14 protein-coding genes and 2 tRNA genes are annotated in these 15,998 nt (G+C 73.3%); 15 read left to right on the top strand and 1 reads right to left on the bottom strand.

What is annotated here, in order from left to right; all coding sequences use genetic code 11:
* The first annotated feature begins 83 nt into the window (after nt 1-83).
* The 15 genes from IE069_RS11755 (at nt 84) to IE069_RS11685 (ending at nt 15,579) form a co-directional block, all read left to right on the top strand.
* Entirely contained in the window at nt 84-1,319 is a 1,236-nt protein-coding gene (locus IE069_RS11755; RefSeq protein WP_189350753.1) for a glycosyltransferase family protein, read from the top strand.
* On the top strand, nt 1,306-3,801 hold the full coding sequence (locus IE069_RS11750; protein ID WP_189350751.1) for a glycosyltransferase family 4 protein: 2,496 nt from the start codon (nt 1,306-1,308) through the stop codon (nt 3,799-3,801). Before IE069_RS11755 ends, IE069_RS11750 begins: the two co-directional genes overlap by 14 nt.
* The gene (locus IE069_RS11745) at nt 3,798-5,624 is read left to right on the top strand and encodes an ABC transporter ATP-binding protein (protein ID WP_229791122.1); all 1,827 of its coding nucleotides are present in this window, start codon (nt 3,798-3,800) and stop codon (nt 5,622-5,624) included. Before IE069_RS11750 ends, IE069_RS11745 begins: the two co-directional genes overlap by 4 nt.
* A complete protein-coding gene (locus IE069_RS11740; protein ID WP_189350749.1) occupies nt 5,621-6,904 on the top strand; it encodes a phosphotransferase in 1,284 nt (427 codons plus the stop codon). Before IE069_RS11745 ends, IE069_RS11740 begins: the two co-directional genes overlap by 4 nt.
* Nucleotides 6,901-7,980 carry a phosphotransferase gene (locus tag IE069_RS11735; protein ID WP_189350747.1) on the top strand — a complete coding sequence of 360 codons (1,080 nt, stop codon included), beginning with the start codon at nt 6,901-6,903 and terminating at the stop codon, nt 7,978-7,980. The genes IE069_RS11740 and IE069_RS11735 overlap by 4 nt, the downstream gene beginning before the upstream one ends.
* 241 nt (nt 7,981-8,221) lie before the next feature.
* Nucleotides 8,222-8,293, top strand: a tRNA-Thr gene (locus tag IE069_RS11730).
* A 61-nt stretch (nt 8,294-8,354) separates the two neighbouring features.
* A tRNA-Met gene (locus tag IE069_RS11725) sits at nt 8,355-8,431 on the top strand.
* A 219-nt stretch (nt 8,432-8,650) separates the two neighbouring features.
* On the top strand, nt 8,651-11,209 hold the full coding sequence (locus IE069_RS11720; protein WP_189350881.1) for a rhamnogalacturonan lyase: 2,559 nt from the start codon (nt 8,651-8,653) through the stop codon (nt 11,207-11,209).
* A gap of 130 nt (nt 11,210-11,339) precedes the next feature.
* Nucleotides 11,340-11,480 carry a hypothetical protein gene (locus IE069_RS11715; protein ID WP_189350745.1) on the top strand — a complete coding sequence of 47 codons (141 nt, stop codon included), beginning with the start codon at nt 11,340-11,342 and terminating at the stop codon, nt 11,478-11,480.
* 148 nt (nt 11,481-11,628) lie between these two features.
* Nucleotides 11,629-12,990 (top strand): MinD/ParA family ATP-binding protein, encoded by a 1,362-nt coding sequence (locus IE069_RS11710; protein ID WP_189350743.1) that lies wholly within the window; start codon nt 11,629-11,631, stop codon nt 12,988-12,990.
* Nucleotides 12,991-13,026: 36 nt separating this feature from the next.
* Nucleotides 13,027-13,272 (top strand): hypothetical protein, encoded by a 246-nt coding sequence (locus tag IE069_RS11705; RefSeq protein WP_189350741.1) that lies wholly within the window; start codon nt 13,027-13,029, stop codon nt 13,270-13,272.
* Nucleotides 13,273-13,301: 29 nt separating this feature from the next.
* Nucleotides 13,302-13,748: an FAS1-like dehydratase domain-containing protein gene (locus tag IE069_RS11700; protein ID WP_189350739.1), complete on the top strand. Its 447-nt coding sequence runs from the start codon at nt 13,302-13,304 to the stop codon at nt 13,746-13,748.
* Between the two features lie 3 nt (nt 13,749-13,751).
* Nucleotides 13,752-14,195: a MaoC family dehydratase gene (locus tag IE069_RS11695; protein WP_189350737.1), complete on the top strand. Its 444-nt coding sequence runs from the start codon at nt 13,752-13,754 to the stop codon at nt 14,193-14,195.
* A gap of 6 nt (nt 14,196-14,201) precedes the next feature.
* On the top strand, nt 14,202-15,275 hold the full coding sequence (locus IE069_RS11690) for a UDP-N-acetylmuramate dehydrogenase (protein ID WP_189350735.1): 1,074 nt from the start codon (nt 14,202-14,204) through the stop codon (nt 15,273-15,275).
* A 91-nt stretch (nt 15,276-15,366) separates the two neighbouring features.
* A complete protein-coding gene (locus IE069_RS11685; protein WP_189350732.1) occupies nt 15,367-15,579 on the top strand; it encodes a hypothetical protein in 213 nt (70 codons plus the stop codon).
* 158 nt (nt 15,580-15,737) lie between these two features.
* Here the strand turns inward: IE069_RS11685 and IE069_RS11680 are convergent.
* Nucleotides 15,738-15,998 (bottom strand): hypothetical protein (locus tag IE069_RS11680; RefSeq protein ID WP_189350730.1); only part of this gene is annotated, 261 nt, incomplete at its 5' end.

Here is a 15,998-nt window from a genome sequence, read left to right as displayed (position 1 = left end):
GAGAGTCTTCTCATGTCCACCTCATGGTCCGCTCATCGTGGCCGCCCACTATGGATGTCGGGGGAGGAAGAGGGGAAGCATCCATGGCTGTACCGGCACGGAAGCCCGGACTCCGGGTCGTCCTGTACTCGCACGATTCGGTCGGGCTGGGGCACACGCGGCGCAACCTGGCGATCGCCCACGCGCTCTCGCGCGAGCTGCCGGCCGGGACCGGGCACCGCGTCTCGGGCCTGCTGATCACCGGCGAGCGCTCCGCCACCAGCTACCCGTGCCCGCCCGGCTGGGACTGGGTGGTCATGCCCGGCATCAGCAAAGAGCCCGACGGCTACTCGCCGCGGACCCTCGACGTCGGCATGACGCGCCTGATGGGGGTGCGCTCCTCCGTGATCGACGGCGTGCTCCAGTCCTTCCGGCCGCACCTCATGGTCGTCGACCGGCACGCGTTCGGCGTCGACGGCGAGCTCACCGGTCCGTTGGAGAGGCTCAAGCGCAGCCGCCCCTCGTGCCGGATCGTCCTGGGCCTGCGCGACGTGCTGGACGCCCCCGAGGTCGCGCAACGGGAGTGGAAGGGCATCGGCGCCGACCGCGTGGGGGCGGTCTTCGACGAGCTCTGGGTGTACGGGGACCCCTCCGTGCACGACCCGCTCGAGACCGGCGAGCTGCCCCTCGAACTGGCGGACCGCGTCCGCTACACCGGATACCTCGCGGACGGGCGCGACACGGCCCGCGCCCCGCAGCCCGGCCCCGACGCGCACCCCGCGGCACCCTACGTCCTGACGATGGCCGGCGGCGGCGCCGACGGGTTCGCGCTGACAGCGCAGGCCGCCCGCGCCCCGGTCCCCGCCGGGCACTGGCACCTCATCGTGACCGGACCGCAGATGCCCGACAGCCAGCGGGCCGAGGTCCGGGCGCTCGCCGGCGGCGCGGCCGACGTCCTCACCTCCGTCCCGGACGGGCTCGCGTGCCTGCGCGGGGCGGCTGCCGCCGTCGTCATGGGCGGGTACAACACCGTCTGCGAGGCGCTGAGCACCGCGACGCCGACCCTGGTCGTGCCGCGCGAAGCGCCGCGCACGGAGCAGCTCATCCGCGCCACCTCCCTGCTCGCCCGCGACGCGGTCGACCTCATGCGGCAGCGGGACGCCACGCCGGCCGGCCTCGGCGTTTGGCTGCGCACCGCCGTCGGACACGGGGCGCACGCGGACCGCACGCGCACGGGGCGCCGCAGCCTCGACACCGGCGGGCTCGCCCGCGTCGTCGAGCACGCCCGCCGCCTCACCACGACCGACACCCTCGAGGAGCTCGACCATGTCATCGCCTGAGACCGAACCCGCCCGCCGCACCGGCTACGTCGTCAAGGTCTACCCCCGGTTCTCCGAGACGTTCATCGTCACCGAGATCCTGGCCCGCGAGGCCGCCGGCGAGCAGCTGCGCATCTTCGCCCTGCGCCACACGAGCGACACCCGCTTCCATCCCGAGCTCGCCCGGGTGAAGGCCCCCGTCGAGTTCGTCCCGCGCGTCGCTAAGACCACCGAGGCCTGGGCCCACCTGGCCGAGGCCACCGCCACCATCGGCGGGTTCGCCGAGCGCTACGCGCGCCTGCTGCCCGAGCTCACCGGGTACGACGCCGGCGAGGCGCACCAGGCCGTCGCCCTCGCCGTGATGGCGCGCCGGGCGTCGCTGACCCACCTGCACTCCCACTTCGGCTCGATGTCCGGGCGGGTGGCGGAGATCGCCGCCGAGCTGGCGGGCATCACGTTCTCCGTCACCACCCACGCCAAGGACCTCTTCCACGAGTCGGTCGACGCGGCCCGGCTGGAGCGCATGCTCGAGCGCGCCCACCACATGGTCACCATCAGCCGCTACAACCTGGAGCATCTGCGGGCGGCCTATCCGCACCTGGCGGACAAGGTCCACCTGCTCTACAACGGGCTGGAGCTGGCGCGCTTCCCGTACCGCGACCCGGCCGCCCCCGACGGAGAGCTGCGCGTGGCCGCCGTCGGGCGCCTCGTCGAGAAGAAGGGCTTCGCGCACCTGGTCCGCGTCGCCGCCCGCCTCCGCGACGAGGGGGTGGCGCTCCGTGTGCGCATCGCCGGCGAGGGCGAGCTGGCCGGGCCGCTGGCCGCGCTCGTCGAGCGGACCGGCGCCCCGGTGGAGCTGCTGGGCGCGTGCACCCAGGAGGAGGTGCGCGGACTGCTCGGGTGGGCCGACGTCTTCGCGGCCCCGTGCGTCGTGGGTGCCGACGGCAACGCGGACGGGCTCCCGACCGTGCTGCTCGAGGCCATGGCCACCGGCGTCCCCTGCGTGGCGACGGCGGTGACCGGCATCCCGGAGGCGGTCGTCGACGGGCGGACCGGCCTGCTGCTCGAGCCCGGGGACGACGACGGCCTGGCGGCCGCCCTGCGCGGGCTCGCCGGCGACGCCGACCGGGTGGGGCTGGCGCGCGCGGCGCGGCGGCTGATCGAGGCCCGCTTCGACTCCGCCCTCCAGGCGCGCACGCTGGCCGCGCTCGAGGACGACCCTGAGCCGCGGGCCGTCGAATCGGCTCGGGCGGTCCGCCGGGATCTGGCCGGACGCCGGGTCGCCTACGTCTGCGTCGACCCGGGCATCCCGGTGTTCGGCGCCAAGGGCGCCTCCGTGCACGTGCAGGAGATCGTGCGCGCCCTCCGCCGCCGCGGAGCCGAGGTGCGCCTCTACTGCACCCGCGCGGCGGCCGGCGGGCGTGCGGGCGCCGGCGCGGCGCCGTCGGACCTGGCAGACGTGGCCGTCACCGAGGTGCGGGTCGGCAAGCACGCGGACGCGTCGGAGCGGGAGGTCGCGCAGCGCGCGGCCGCCGCCGAGCTGGCCGCGGCGGTCCGCCGGGACGGGACGGACCTGGTCTACGAGCGGTACAGCCTCTTCAGCACGGTCCTCGAGACGCTGGCCGGCGACGGCGTGCCGGGGGTGCTGGAGGTCAACGCGCCCCTGATCGACGAGCAGCGCACCCACCGCGAGCTCGAGCACGAGGCGCTGGCCCGCGAGCTCTTGGAACGGCAGGTCCGCGCGGCGCGGCGAACCGTCTGCGTCTCGGCGCCGGTCGCCGACTGGGTGCGGGAGCACGTGCCGGACGCGGGCGACGTCGGCGTGGTCGCCAACGGCGTGGACACGGCCCGCATCCGGCCGGCGCCGGCGGCGAACGACGACGGGGCGGTCGAGGCCGTCTTCGTCGGCACCCTGAAGGCGTGGCACGGCGTCGAGACGCTCGTCGACGCGGTCGCCGCCTCGTCCGGCGGCTGGCACGCGAAGATCGTCGGCGACGGCCCCCTGGCCGGGGCCCTGCGCGAGCGGGCCGCCGCCCACGGGCCCGAGGTCGCCGCGCGCATCCGCTTCACCGGGGCGGTGCCCCCGGCCGACATGGGTCGGGAACTGGCCGCGGCCGACATCGCGGTCGCGCCCTATCCCGCCGCCGGCGACTCCGAGTCGTACTTCTCGCCGCTGAAGATCTACGAGTACCTGGCCGCCGGCCTGCCGGTCGTCGGCAGCCGGGTCGGGCAGGTGCCCTCCATCGTCGACGACGGAGCCACCGGCCGCCTCGTCGCCCCGTCGGACCCGCAGGCCCTCGCGGCGGCGATCGACGCGCTCGCCGCCGATCCCGCGGCACGGGAGGCGCTCGGCGCCGCCGGCCGCGCGCGGGCCGTGGCCGCCCACGACTGGTCGCGCGTGCTCGAGAAGATCCTCGCCGGCGTCGACTTCCCCCGCCGCGAGCTCCCGCCGGCGTCCGCGGGCGCGGACGCCGCGGCCGCCCTGATCGGGGAAGAGTCGTGAGCCGGCGCAAGTCCGCCGACAAGCTGCGGATCGGCCCCCTGCGCCGCACGCTGTCGATCCTGCGCCCGCACCTGCGCGGCCAGCGGCTGCTCATGTCCGGCGGCGTCACCGCACTGATCTTCGAGGTCGCCTTCCGGGTGGCCGAGCCGTGGCCGGTGAAGTTCGTGATCGACGCCGTGACCGCCAGCCTCGGCGCCCGCATCGACGGCGCCTGGGCGGCGTCGGTCGAGCTGCTCATCGCGTGCGGCGCGGCCGTGATAGTCATCGTGGCCCTGCGCGCGCTCGCCAACTACCTGGCGACTGTCGCGTTCGCGCTCGCCGGCTCCCGCGTGGCCACGAAGCTGCGCCAGCACGTTTTCGCGCACGTGCAGTCGCTGCCGCGCGTCTACCACTCCCGGGCCAGGTCGGGGGACCTGGTCCAGCGCCTCGTCGGCGACGTCGGCAAGCTGCAGGAGGTCGCGGTCACCGCCGGCCTGCCGCTCCTGGCCAACTCCATCACGCTCGTCGCCATGGCCGGGGTCATGCTGTGGCTCGACCCGCTGCTGACGGTCGTGGTCGTGCTGGCGACCCTCGCCTACGGCATCTCGGCGAAGGGCAGCTCCGGGGCGATCACCGATGCCTCGCGCAAGACGCGCCGCGGCGAGGGCCAGCTGGCGAACATCGCCGCGGAGAGCCTCGGCGCGATCGGGGTCGTCCAGGCGTACGGGCTGCAGTCGGAGCTGGAGGGCCGCTTCGGGCGCAGCAACAAGAAGACCCTGAAGGACGGGGTGAAGGCCAAGCGCCTCGCGGCCGGATTGGAGCGGCGCACCGACGTCCTCGTCGGCACGGCCACCGCCATGGTCCTGTTCGCGGGCGGCTGGCGGGTGATGCAGGGAGACATGACGCCGGGGGATCTCGTCATCTTCCTGACCTACCTCAAGACCACCATGAAGCCGCTGCGGGACATGGCGAAGTACACCGGACGCATCGCCCGCGCGGCCGCCTCCGGCGAGCGTGTGGCCGACGTCCTCGACGTCGTCCCGGCCATCCGCGACGCGGACGGGGCGCGCGCGATCACCCGGGCGGACGGCACCGTCGAGCTGTGCTCGGTCACGGCGGGGTACGACGACGGCGCCCCCGTCCTGCACGACCTCACCCTGGCGGTCCCCGCCGGACAGCGGGTCGCGTTCGTCGGCCCGTCCGGGGCGGGCAAGTCCACGATCTCCCTGCTCGTGTCCCGGCTGCTCGACCCCGAGTCCGGGCAGGTGCGGCTCGACGGGCACGACGTGAGGGAGCTGACACTGGACTCGCTGCGCGCCCAGATCGGATTCGTGCCGCAGGAGTCGGTCCTGTTCTCCGGGTCGATCCGGGAGAACATCCGGTTCGGCCGGCTCGACGCGACCGACGCCGAGATCGAGGAGGCCGCCCGGCGCGCCCAGGCGCACGGCTTCATCATGGAGTTCGAGCACGGCTACGAGACCCGGATCGGGGAGCGGGGCGGCACGCTCTCCGGCGGGCAGCGTCAGCGGATCGCGATCGCCCGGACGATGCTGCGGGGCGCCGCCGTCGTCGTGCTGGACGAGGCCACGGCGGGTCTCGACCCGGAATCGGCGGCGGACGTGCTGGCCGCCTTCGACGAGCTGACGGCGTCGGCGACGACGATCAGCATCACCCACGACGCCGCGACGGCCCTGGCCGCGGACCGCGTGGTGTGGATCGAGGGCGGCAGGATCCGCCTCGACGGGACGCCCGCGGAGCTCCTGCAGGACGACGACGGGGTGTTCGCGGCCTGGGTGCGCCAGCAGTGGGACGACCCGCAGGTGCTCCTGGAGCGCGCCCCGTGAGCGCGCAGGACCCGCCCCGCCCGGCACTCCTGCCGGCCGCCGGGGTCCTCTTCGCCGCGGCGGACGGCGGGTCGGACGCGCTGGACGGGCTGGCCCGCCGCCTCGGCCCCGTGCACGGACGGGTGCGGGCCGACCACCTGCGCTACAAGCCGGGCCGCTCCGTGATCGGCCGGCTCAACGATTCCGACGGCACCCCGATCGGCTGGGTCTCCGGGTACGGTCCGGCGGCCGCCGACAAGGCCGCGCGCCTGCTGCGGACCGGCGCGAAGGCCGGGGTGGAGCTGCCGGTGTTCGAGCTGGGGGACGGGCACGTGCTCATCGCCGGCCCCATCGGCGCGGACAAGCGGCTGGGGCGCCTGATGCGCCGGACCGGGTCCGTGCGCGCGGACCGCTCCGTGCGCGGCGGCGTCCTGAACTACAACCCGGGGCGCCGGCTCGTCGTGCGCCGTCGCGACCTGCCCGCGTCCGGCGCGGGGCCGGGCGGCGACGTCGTGGTCAAACTGTCCCGCCGCCCGTACGGTCACGTCGCCCCGCTGGCGGCCGCGCTGAAGGCGGGCGGCGTCCCGGCCCTGGAGCCGCACCCGCTGGCCGGTCACGAGGAACACGCGCTCGCCTACGAGTACTACGGCACCGGGAACCTGGCCGCCGGCGGGGCCGGCGCGGAGTTCGAGCAGGCCGGTGGGCTGCTGCGCGCCTGGCACGCCTCGGGGGCGCGCGTGGAGGCCGCGACGTCGCTGCCCCGGCTCGACGCCACCGCGCGGATGGGCGCGGTCGTGGCCGGCGTCGAGGGGATCCTGCCGGGGGCCGGCGGTGCCGCGCGCCGGGCCGCGGAACGGCTGGGGGAGGCGCTCGCGGAGGCGGGCGGCGACGTCGTGCCCCTGCACGGCGACTACTCGCCCGACCAGCTGCTGCGCGGCGCCCGCGGCCTGCGCGTCATCGACGCCGACCGCGCCGCCTGGGGGCACCCCGGGTGGGACCTCGGCTGCTTCGCCGCCGCCGATCTGCTCGCGGGCGAGGCGGGGTCGGCGCCCGGGCTGGACACGGCCGCGGCCCTGCTGCGCGGCTACGGCGGCGCCCGGCACCTTCCGGCCTTCGCCGGCGCGCACGTGCTGCTGCGGGCCCTCGAGCCGTTCCGCGCCGCCGACCCGGACTGGGTCCCGCGGGTGTCCCGCCGCCTGGCGCTGGCCGAGCGCCTCGCCGCCGCACCGCCGGACGGCGGGGTCGCGGCGGTGCGGGACGCGCTGCGGGCCGTGACGCCGCTGCCGGAGGGGACGCCGTGACGGCCGGTCCGGCGAACGGCGCCGGGGCCCCGCCCGCCGCCGCTTCCGTGCCCCAGGAGGCCGGCGGGATACGCATCCGCCGCGCCTGGCCGCGCGCCGACGGCACGCAGACCGTCGAGGGGCACGACGGCGACGGTCGCCTGCGGGCGGGAACCTGGCACGGCGCCGGGGCCCGCCTCGACGTGCTCGACTTCGGCCGCGACGCCAAGCTGCCCGCGCTGCCCGGGGTACTGGCGCCGGGCGCCGAGCTGATCGTGCACCGGGCCGGCCGCCGCGCCGTCGTCCGCTCCGGGGACCGCTACGTCAAGGTGCTGCGCCCCGGCCGGGCGGCCGGCGTCGCCGAGGCGTCGACCCGGCTGGGGGAGCTCGTGCGCGACGCCGGCGGAGCGAGTGCCACCGTGCTGGAAACGGGGAACGACCGGGTGGTGTTCGACACCGTCCGCGGGGTCCCCCTGCGCAGCCTGCAGGGACCGGGCGATCTGGCCCGGTGGCGCGCGGCATGGCAGGAGTTCGCCCGGATGTGGGCGCGACTCGTGGGGCGGACGCCGCCGGCCGGCGCCGGCGGGAACGACTGGGCGCGGCACGACGCGCAGGCCGAGGCCGACGTCGTGCTGGCCTGGGTCGGGAACCTGCGCGGGCACGACCCGCTGGGGCTCGGCCGGGACGAGACGGAGCGCCTCGAGGAGCGGGCGCGGCGGGCGGTGTCCGGCCTGCTCGACGGCGCCGGCGACCGGCTGGTGCCCGCCCACCGGGACCTGCACGACGAGCAGCTGCTCTACGACCCGGCGGCGGGCCGGATCGGCGTGCTCGACTTCGACACGGCCGCGCTCGCCGAACCGGCCCTGGACCTCGGCAACCTGATGGCCCACCTGGCGCTGCGCCACGACCAGGGGCTGATCAGCGGGCCCGCCCGCGATGCCGCCCGCGACGTGCTCGCGGAGGCGGCCGAGGGCTGCGGAGTGTCCGCGGCCCGGCTGGCCGCCTACGAGAACGCGACCCGGCTGCGGCTGGTCGGCGTCTACGCGTTCCGGCCGCCGTGGCGGCAGCTCGCCCGCGACTGGCTCCGCGTGGGGTGACCGGCGTGGCGTGAGCGGGGCGGAGCGGCCGCCGGCGTGCACCGTTCGGGAGTGACGAGCGCCTCACCCCGGAATCATCCGGGACCTGTCGCCGGCCGGCGCGGCGGGGGCTGAGGGGTGGCCGGCGGGGTCGCCGGGATCGCCGTGTTGACGGGGATGCGGGCGGCTCCCCGCGCCCGCGATGGGAGGGGAGCGCCCGATTTTGCGCGGGGCCTCCTCGCTGGTAAAGTATTTCTCCGTTGCCCCCCTAGCTCAGTGGTAGAGCGCGTTCTTGGTAAGAACGAGGTCACGGGATCGATTCCCGTGGGGGGCTCTGAATGGAAGCCCGCGTCTGTGTCATGCAAACTGGCGCAGACGCGGGCGTTTCCATTCGTGGCGGCGTAGCTCAGCTGGTTAGAGCGCACGACTCATAATCGTGAGGTCCCGGGATCGAGTCCCGGCGCCGCTACCAACGGAAATCCCCGCAGATCCAGTGATCTGCGGGGATTTTTTCATGCTCCGATGCGTCCTGCGGCTTCGCCCCGGTCGATTGCTCGCGCGGATCACGCGATGCCTTCGCGGCATGCATGGTCAGACCATTGACCCGGCCTGTGATCTGGATTACGTTCTACGTTGGAAAGCGCAATCCCACACTCGCTGAAATCTGACCTCCAGAGGAGCACGTTCGATGATGAATCGTTTCACGATCCCAGTGCGGGGAGCCCTCGCGGCACTCGCCGTCGGTTGCCTCGCCGCCGGTTCGGTGTCGCCGGCGCTGGCGGCGCCCTCCGCCGGCGGGCCCGCCGCCCGCGAGCACGCCGAGCCCCTCACGTTGTCGGGCACCCAACTCGAGGACCTCGACCGGGGCCTGGTCGCGGTCGCCGCCGACGACCAGGTGTTCCTCAGCTGGCGGCTCCTGGCGTCGGAGGTCCGCGGGGCGTCCGCGGGCGGCATGACCGGCACCGGGTTCGTCGTCTACCGGGACGGGGAGCGGATCGCGGCGGTCGACTCCAGCACCAACTACGTCGATCCGGGCGGCACCGCGGAGAGCCGCTACGCCGTCGCCCCCGTCGTGAACGGCGTCGAACTGGACGCGGGCGAAGAGGCGACCGCGTGGGGCCGGGGCTACCACGACCTGCCCCTGCAGAAGCCGGCCGACGGCGTCACCCCGGCCGGCGAGGCCTACACGTACTCGGCCAACGACGTCTCGGTCGGCGACGTCACCGGCGACGGCGCCTACGAGTACGTCGTGAAGTGGGATCCGTCGAACTCCAAGGACGTCTCCCAGAAGGGGTACACGGGCAACACCTACCTCGACACCTACACGCTCGAGGGCGAGCTGTTGAACCGGATCGACCTCGGCGTCAACATCCGCTCCGGCGCGCACTACACCCAGTTCCTGGTCCAGGACTTCGACGGCGACGGCCGCAGCGAGATCATGGTCAAGACCGCGCCCGGCACCAGCTCCACCACGTACGACGACGGCGCGGCCGCCTCCACGTCCCACGTCACCCTGCCGGAGGCGGACGTCGCCGCCGGCGTCGGCCACGGCGACGACTACCGGATGAGCGCCGCCGACTACCGCGAGCACGTCATCGACCTGTTCGCCGCCTGGCACGAGCACCCCGAGGTCGCCGCCGGGAACTGGCCGGCCACGCTGGAGGAGGCGCTCGGCATCGACGCCGCCCACGACTACCCGCTCAGCCGGGCGGACGCCACCGAGCTCGCGGACTACTTCATCGACGAGTACGCCCCGGGCCGCAGCGGCCGCAACGACCTCACGACTTTCGAGGGCTTCGTCATCACTGGTCCCGAGTACCTGACCGTCTTCGACGGGGAGACCGGCGCCGAACTCGACACGGTCGACTACGACCCGGCCCGCGGCGACGACGGCCTGCTCTGGGGCGACTACGCCATGAGCCGGATCGAACCCGGCAACCGCGTGGACCGCTTCCTGGCCACCACCGCGTATCTGGACGGGGAGAAGCCGTCGGCCGTCTTCGCCCGCGGCTACTACACCCGCACGGCCGTCGCCGCCTACGATTTCGACGGCGAGCGGCTCAGCCAGCGTTGGCTCGCGGACAGCGGCCACGTGCCGATGGACAACCCCTTCGACGCCGCGCCGCACGGCAGCGACGGATCCGACCCGGTCTACGGCGAGATCGCCTCCCAGGGCTTCCACTCGATGATGCCGGCGGACCTCGACGGCGACGGCCGCCAGGAGATCTTCTACGGCGGGGCGGCGCTGGACGACGACGGCGGAGTCCTCTACAGCACCACGGACACCCTGCCCGCGGGCAGCGCGGCACCGGGCGAGACGGCGAAGCTCGGCCACGGCGACGCCATGCACGTCGGCGACCTGGATCCGGACCGCCCCGGCCTCGAGGCCTGGACCGTGCACGAGAGCGGAGCCTGGGCGCCGTACGGATCGGTGATGCGCGACGCCGCCACCGGCGATGTCCTGTTCGGCGCCTATTCCGGTCGCGACACGGGCCGGGGCATGGTGGGCGACGTCGACCCGAACACTCCGGGACTGGAGGTCTGGGCCTCGATGCCGGGCGGCACCGACGCCTCCGGCCTGCTGTCGGCCACCGGCGAGCACCTGGGCGACGAGACGCCCGGCACCAACGCGTCGATCCGCTTCGCCGGGGACGGCACCACCAGCATCATCGGTCGTGACGGCGACTCGCAGCCGGTGGTGCGCAATACCGCCGCCGGCACGGAGTGGGTGGCCGAGGGCACGCGAACCAACAACGGCACCAAGGGAAACCCGTCGCTCGTCGCCGACGTGCTCGGCGACTGGCGCGAAGAGCTGATCGTGCCGACCGAGGACTCGAGCGCACTGCGGTTCTACACCAGCACGGACCAAACCGACATCAAGCTGCCCACGCTGATGCACGACGCCCAGTACCGCTCGCAGGTCTCGGGCCAGCAGACCTCCTACAACCAGCCGGCCTACCCGGGCTACTACCTCGCCAGCGACGTCGACTACGGAGACGTCCCCGTCCTGACGGAGGCCGCGGCCCCGGCCGCGCCGAAGGTGAAGGACCGGAAGGGCGGCGAGCGCGACGAGGTCAAGGTCCGCGCCGGGCACCCGGCCTTCACGTACTTCGTCGACGGCGAGCCGGTGACGTCGGCGAACGGCAAGGTCGCGCTGGAGGGCGACGCCGTCGTCGTCGCCATCCCGAACCCGGGCTACCGGGTCGAGCAGGGCGCTCAGACCCGGTGGGAGGTGGGCGCCGGGGAATAGCAATCCGGCAGGAGGGCACGGATCGACCGAAAACCGGTCCGCAGTGTTCCTTTCCGTTACCGGTGCGTGAATTCTTGGTGGAAGGGGCTTCCGACCAGCGGCTTCGCGGTGCAGGGTGGAGGAGTCGCCGGTGTGGCGGCACAAAATCGGGGCGACGACCGTCCCCAGCGAAAGGACATGGCCCATGGCTGAACTGCTCGCTCTCCTGACCGGCCTGCTCTCGACCGTTACCGGTCTGCTGGACGGCGTCCTGGCCAACCTGCCGGCCTGACTCCCGGCAGGCACGATCAGAGGCGCCCCGCCGGGACGACGGCGGGGCGCCTCGTCGCGTGCGAACGCCGGTCCGGGGGTGCGATCGCGATAGGCTGGCTTATAAGCTTGGGGGAGTGGAAGAAGTCGAGTCGGCAGAAAGGACGGCCGTGGCAGAGGCAGATCAGCAGTTCCAGACGCGCGCCGAGCTCCGCCGAGCCCGGCAACGCGTGGCGGACGAGGCTGGACAGGGCAAGACCGGTCAACAGAACACAAGTCAGGGCGACGCCACGGGGGAAACGGCAGCCGAGTCCGAGAACACCGCAGAGGATCCCATCATTTCCGCCACCCCGAATTTCCGTCCGCAGACCGACGAGTCCCCGGCGCCTGCAGCGAAGAGGCCGCTGGCCGCCAAGCGGGAGATCGAGGCGTCACTGATGGAGGACATCCCGTTGCCCCGCGACGGGGAGTCCACGCCGTCCGGGGGCTCGGCGTCGTCCGAGCCGTCGCCGCCGAAGAAGACGACGCCGGCCGCGCCGAACGCGTCGTCACCTGCAGCGCCGCGGCCCGCCCCGGCGACTGCCGCGGGGTCCGGCCCGCACGACGACGACCGGCGCACCTTCCTGCGCAACGCCGAGCAGGGCGACGTGCCGGCGCAGCAGGGTCTCCGCGGCTTCCTGAACCGCCTCGGCTTCAGCCTGGAGCCGACGGGCGAGGAACTGCGCGACCGGCAGTGTCGCGCCCAGGTGGGCCGCCGCGTCGGCCGGCCGAAGACCATCTCGATCGTCAACGGCAAGGGCGGCGCGAACAAGACGCCGACCACCGTCCTCCTGGCCTCCGTCTTCGGCCGGAATTCCAGCCAGTCGGTCCTGGCCTGGGACAACAACGGCACCCGGGGCACCCTCGGCTGGCGCACCACGGGCGACGAGCACAAGTCGCACGTCATGAGCCTGCTCGACGACGCCGACTCCCTCCTGAGCTCGAAACCGACGGAGCGCAGCATCGACGGGTACGTCCACTACCAGCCGTCGGACCGGTTCAGCGTGCTGCGCACCGAACCGACGCTGCTGGCCGCGGAGCAGTCCGTGAGCAGTGTGGACTTCGACTCCCTGTACGCCGTCGTCTCCCGCTACTTCCAGATCACGTTCGTCGATTCCGGAAACGACGAATCGGCCGAGCGCTGGCTGCGCATGATCGACCACACCGACCAGCTCGTCATCGCCTCGACCACGGTCGAGGAGCACGCGGAGGCCGGCGCACTTCTGCTGGAGGCGCTCACCAACCGCGGCGGACGCTACGCGGAACTGGCGCGCAACGCCGTCGTCATCGTCTCGGAGCCGTCGCCGAGCCCGAAGCCGGGGCAGCTGCGCCGCATCACCCGCGGCTTCGAGCACCTGGCCCGCTCCGTCGTCGCGGTGCCGTACGATTCGCACCTGGTCAAGGGGCAGATCCAGTTCGAGGCGCTCAAGCCGGCCACCAAGCGCGCGTGGCTGCACGCCGCGGCCGCGGTGTCCGACGGACTCGCGGACTGACGCGGCCGCCGGAGTCGCGCCGATAGACTGGGAAATATGCTTTCGATTCCGTGGGACGCGCTGTCCCCGCTCTACAAGACCCTCGTCGGCCTGTCCATGGGACTCTCGGCGATCGGGATCGTCCTGGCCATCATCGGCGCGAGCACCGAGACCCTGCCGCTGCTCTACTCGGCTGTCGGCGTCATCATCATCGGCGTGCTGCTCCATGTCGGCGGCCTGGTCGTGAGGGGCCGGGACGCCAGGGCCTACCGTCTCCAACAAGAACATTCGCCGCGCCGTTGAGCGCGGGAGTCCAACCGCAAAGGACGATCATGAGCATCAGCCCCGACCTCGCCGGACGCGTCTATCCGGCGGGTGACCCGTACATCGTCGGCCGCGAGAAGATCCGCGAGTTCGCGGCGGCCGTCAAGGCGACCAGCGCCGCGCACTTCGACGTCGAGGCCGCCGGTGCGCTCGGCTACGCCGACGTCGTCGCCCCGCCCACGTTCGCCGTGCTGATCGCCCAGCGGGCCGACGCCCAGCTGATCGCCGACCCGGAGTCAGGGATCGACTTCTCGCGCGTCGTCCACGCCGACCAGCGCTTCACCCACCACCGTCCGATCGTCGCCGGCGACGAGCTCGTCACGGAACTGCACGTCGACACGGTGCGGGCGATGGGCGGCGGCGCCATGATCACCACGCGCGCCGAGATCTCCACCACCGGCGGCCGGCACGTGGCCACCACCATCTCGTCCCTGCTGGTCCGCGGAGAGGAATAACCCATGAGCATCGATTTCGATTCCCTGTCCGTCGGCGACTCCATCGGCGAGACGGTCGTCTCCGTCAACCGGGCGGATCTGGTCCGCTACGCGGGCGCGTCGGGCGACTTCAACCCCATCCACTGGAACGAGCGCTTCGCCACCGAGGTCGGCCTGCCGGGCGTCATCGCGCACGGCATGTTCACCATGGGGTCCGCGGTTCAGCTCGTCACCGACTGGGTCGGGGACCCGGGCGCCGTCGTCGACTACCAGACCCGCTTCACCAAGCCCGTCGTCGTCGAGGACGTCGCCGGCGCCTCGCCGACCGACGCCGCCGGGACCGAGATCTCGGTCTCCGGCAAGATCGGGACCAGGGACGACGACGCCCGCACCGTCCGCGTCGACCTCACCGTCTCTGCCGCTGGCCAGAAGGTCCTGGTCAAGTCGCAGGCCGTCGTCCGGTTCTAGGCGATCATGAAGCTGGCTGATCTCACCACCACCGCCGTCGGAGGCGACGCCGCCCGCTACGTCGAGGCGACCACCGAGCGCGAGCTGATCGATGCCGTCACCGCCGCCGACGACGCGGGCGACGACGTCCTGCTGGTCGCCGGCGGCTCGAACCTCGTCGTCGACGACGCCGGGTTCGAGGGCACGGTCATCCGGGTCGCCACCCGGGGGAGCAGCCTCGAGGACCTGGCGTCCTGCTCGGGCGGGATGATCGCGGTCGAGGCCGGGCACGACTGGGACGCGTTCGTCGCGGAGAGCCTCGAGGGCGGCTTCGTCGGCCTGGAGGCACTGTCCGGCATCCCCGGATCGGCCGGCGCGACCCCCGTGCAGAACGTGGGCGCCTACGGCACGGACGTCTCGCACACGATCGCGCGCGTGCGCACGTGGGACCGGGTCACCAGGCAGACGGTCTCGTTCGCCAACGCCGACCTCGGGTTCGGATACCGCGATTCGATCCTCAAGCGGGCCACGGCCAACGGGTCGCCGCGGTATGTGGTGCTCCAGGTGGTGTTCCAGCTCAAGCAGGGAACGCTGGGGGCGCCGATCGGCTATGGCGAGCTCGCCAAAGCGGTCGGCTCGGACGTGGGCGGGCGGGTCGCCGCCCGGCAGATCCGAGCGGCCGTGCTCGAACTGCGTGCGGGCAAGGGCATGGTGCTGGATCCCGAGGACCGGGACACGTACTCGACGGGTTCGTTCTTCACGAACCCCGTCGTCGACGAGTCGCTGGCCGCGACCCTGCCGGAGGACGCCCCGCGCTACCCGGTGGCCACCGAGTCGGGCGAGCGGGTCAAGCTCTCCGCCGCATGGCTGATCGACCGGGCCGGCTTCGGCAAGGGCTACGGTCTCGAGGGGACGGACGGCTTCCCGCTGGCGGAGGGGCGGGCCGCCCTGTCGACGAAGCACACCCTGGCGATCACGAACCGCGGCGACGCGACGGCTTCGGACATCCTCGCGGTCGCCCGGGCGGTGCGCGCGGGCGTGGCCGACAAGTACGGGATCACGCTGCACAACGAGCCCCTGCTCATCAACTGTGCGCTCTAGCATCCTGCGGCCGCCGGCCTGGAGATGACGGTTCGGCTACGGCCGCCGATACCCTCTGGACAGCACTCTGACAGGGGAGCATGATGGGCCCATGGGCACGCATACTGAGAACTCAAAGCACGAGACGAGCCTTGAACACGCCATGGAGATGGCGGACGGCAACCTCAAGGAGGCCAAGCGTCTCCGGGACAAGGCGCGTGAGTATTTCGAGGCCGGCGACATCGACGAGGACCGGTTGAAGTCCATCGAGCGGCTCTACGACATCGCGGCCGAGGACGCGCAGCGCACCCACCACGAGGTGTAGTTAACGTCGCGGGGCGCTCGCGCTTCTTCCACCCGCTCCTGTTCGAGCACGCGGCGGCCGACGAGCTGCGAGCCTATCTGGACCGCGCCGAGGCCGAGTTGCTGGGGCACCTCGAGGCCGACGAGGCCTGATCTGCGGCTAAGTCCCCGGTGCCGCCATCACGCGCACTGCTGCTCGTCGTCTGCGTCGGGCTGGCCGGGCTGTGCGGGGTGCTGCGCTGTGGTGGCGGCGTTGTGCTGGAAGTCATGGAGTTCCTCCGGCGTGTAGCCGAGGTGGTGCATGGTGCGCCGGGTTCCGGTCGCGTGCTGGTCGGCTGCGATGAGGCCGGTCCGGCCGCCCGGACTGGTGTCTGCCGGGCCGGCGTCTGCCGGGCTGGTGTTGCGTTCGCGGCGCAGGTTCCGGATGGTGTGGACTCGTTG

Origin of the sequence: Zhihengliuella salsuginis (genome assembly GCF_014651715.1) — a bacterium.
Taxonomy (GTDB): Bacteria; Actinomycetota; Actinomycetes; order Actinomycetales; family Micrococcaceae; genus Zhihengliuella; species Zhihengliuella salsuginis.
Note: the sequence above shows the minus strand (reverse complement) of the source record. Positions and strands in the feature narration are given on the sequence as shown.

Bases quoted from the DNA above. Each gene is read 5' to 3' on its own strand.
- IE069_RS11755 (WP_189350753.1), top strand. From the start codon at position 84: ATGGCTGTACCGGCACGGAAGCCCGGACTCCGGGTCGTCCTGTACTCG.
- IE069_RS11750 (WP_189350751.1), top strand. From the start codon at position 1,306: ATGTCATCGCCTGAGACCGAACCCGCCCGCCGCACCGGCTACGTCGTC.
- IE069_RS11720 (WP_189350881.1), top strand. From the start codon at position 8,651: ATGAATCGTTTCACGATCCCAGTGCGGGGAGCCCTCGCGGCACTCGCC.
- IE069_RS11705 (WP_189350741.1), top strand. From the start codon at position 13,027: ATGCTTTCGATTCCGTGGGACGCGCTGTCCCCGCTCTACAAGACCCTC.
- IE069_RS11700 (WP_189350739.1), top strand. From the start codon at position 13,302: ATGAGCATCAGCCCCGACCTCGCCGGACGCGTCTATCCGGCGGGTGAC.
- IE069_RS11695 (WP_189350737.1), top strand. From the start codon at position 13,752: ATGAGCATCGATTTCGATTCCCTGTCCGTCGGCGACTCCATCGGCGAG.
- IE069_RS11690 (WP_189350735.1), top strand. From the start codon at position 14,202: ATGAAGCTGGCTGATCTCACCACCACCGCCGTCGGAGGCGACGCCGCC.
- IE069_RS11685 (WP_189350732.1), top strand. From the start codon at position 15,367: ATGGGCACGCATACTGAGAACTCAAAGCACGAGACGAGCCTTGAACAC.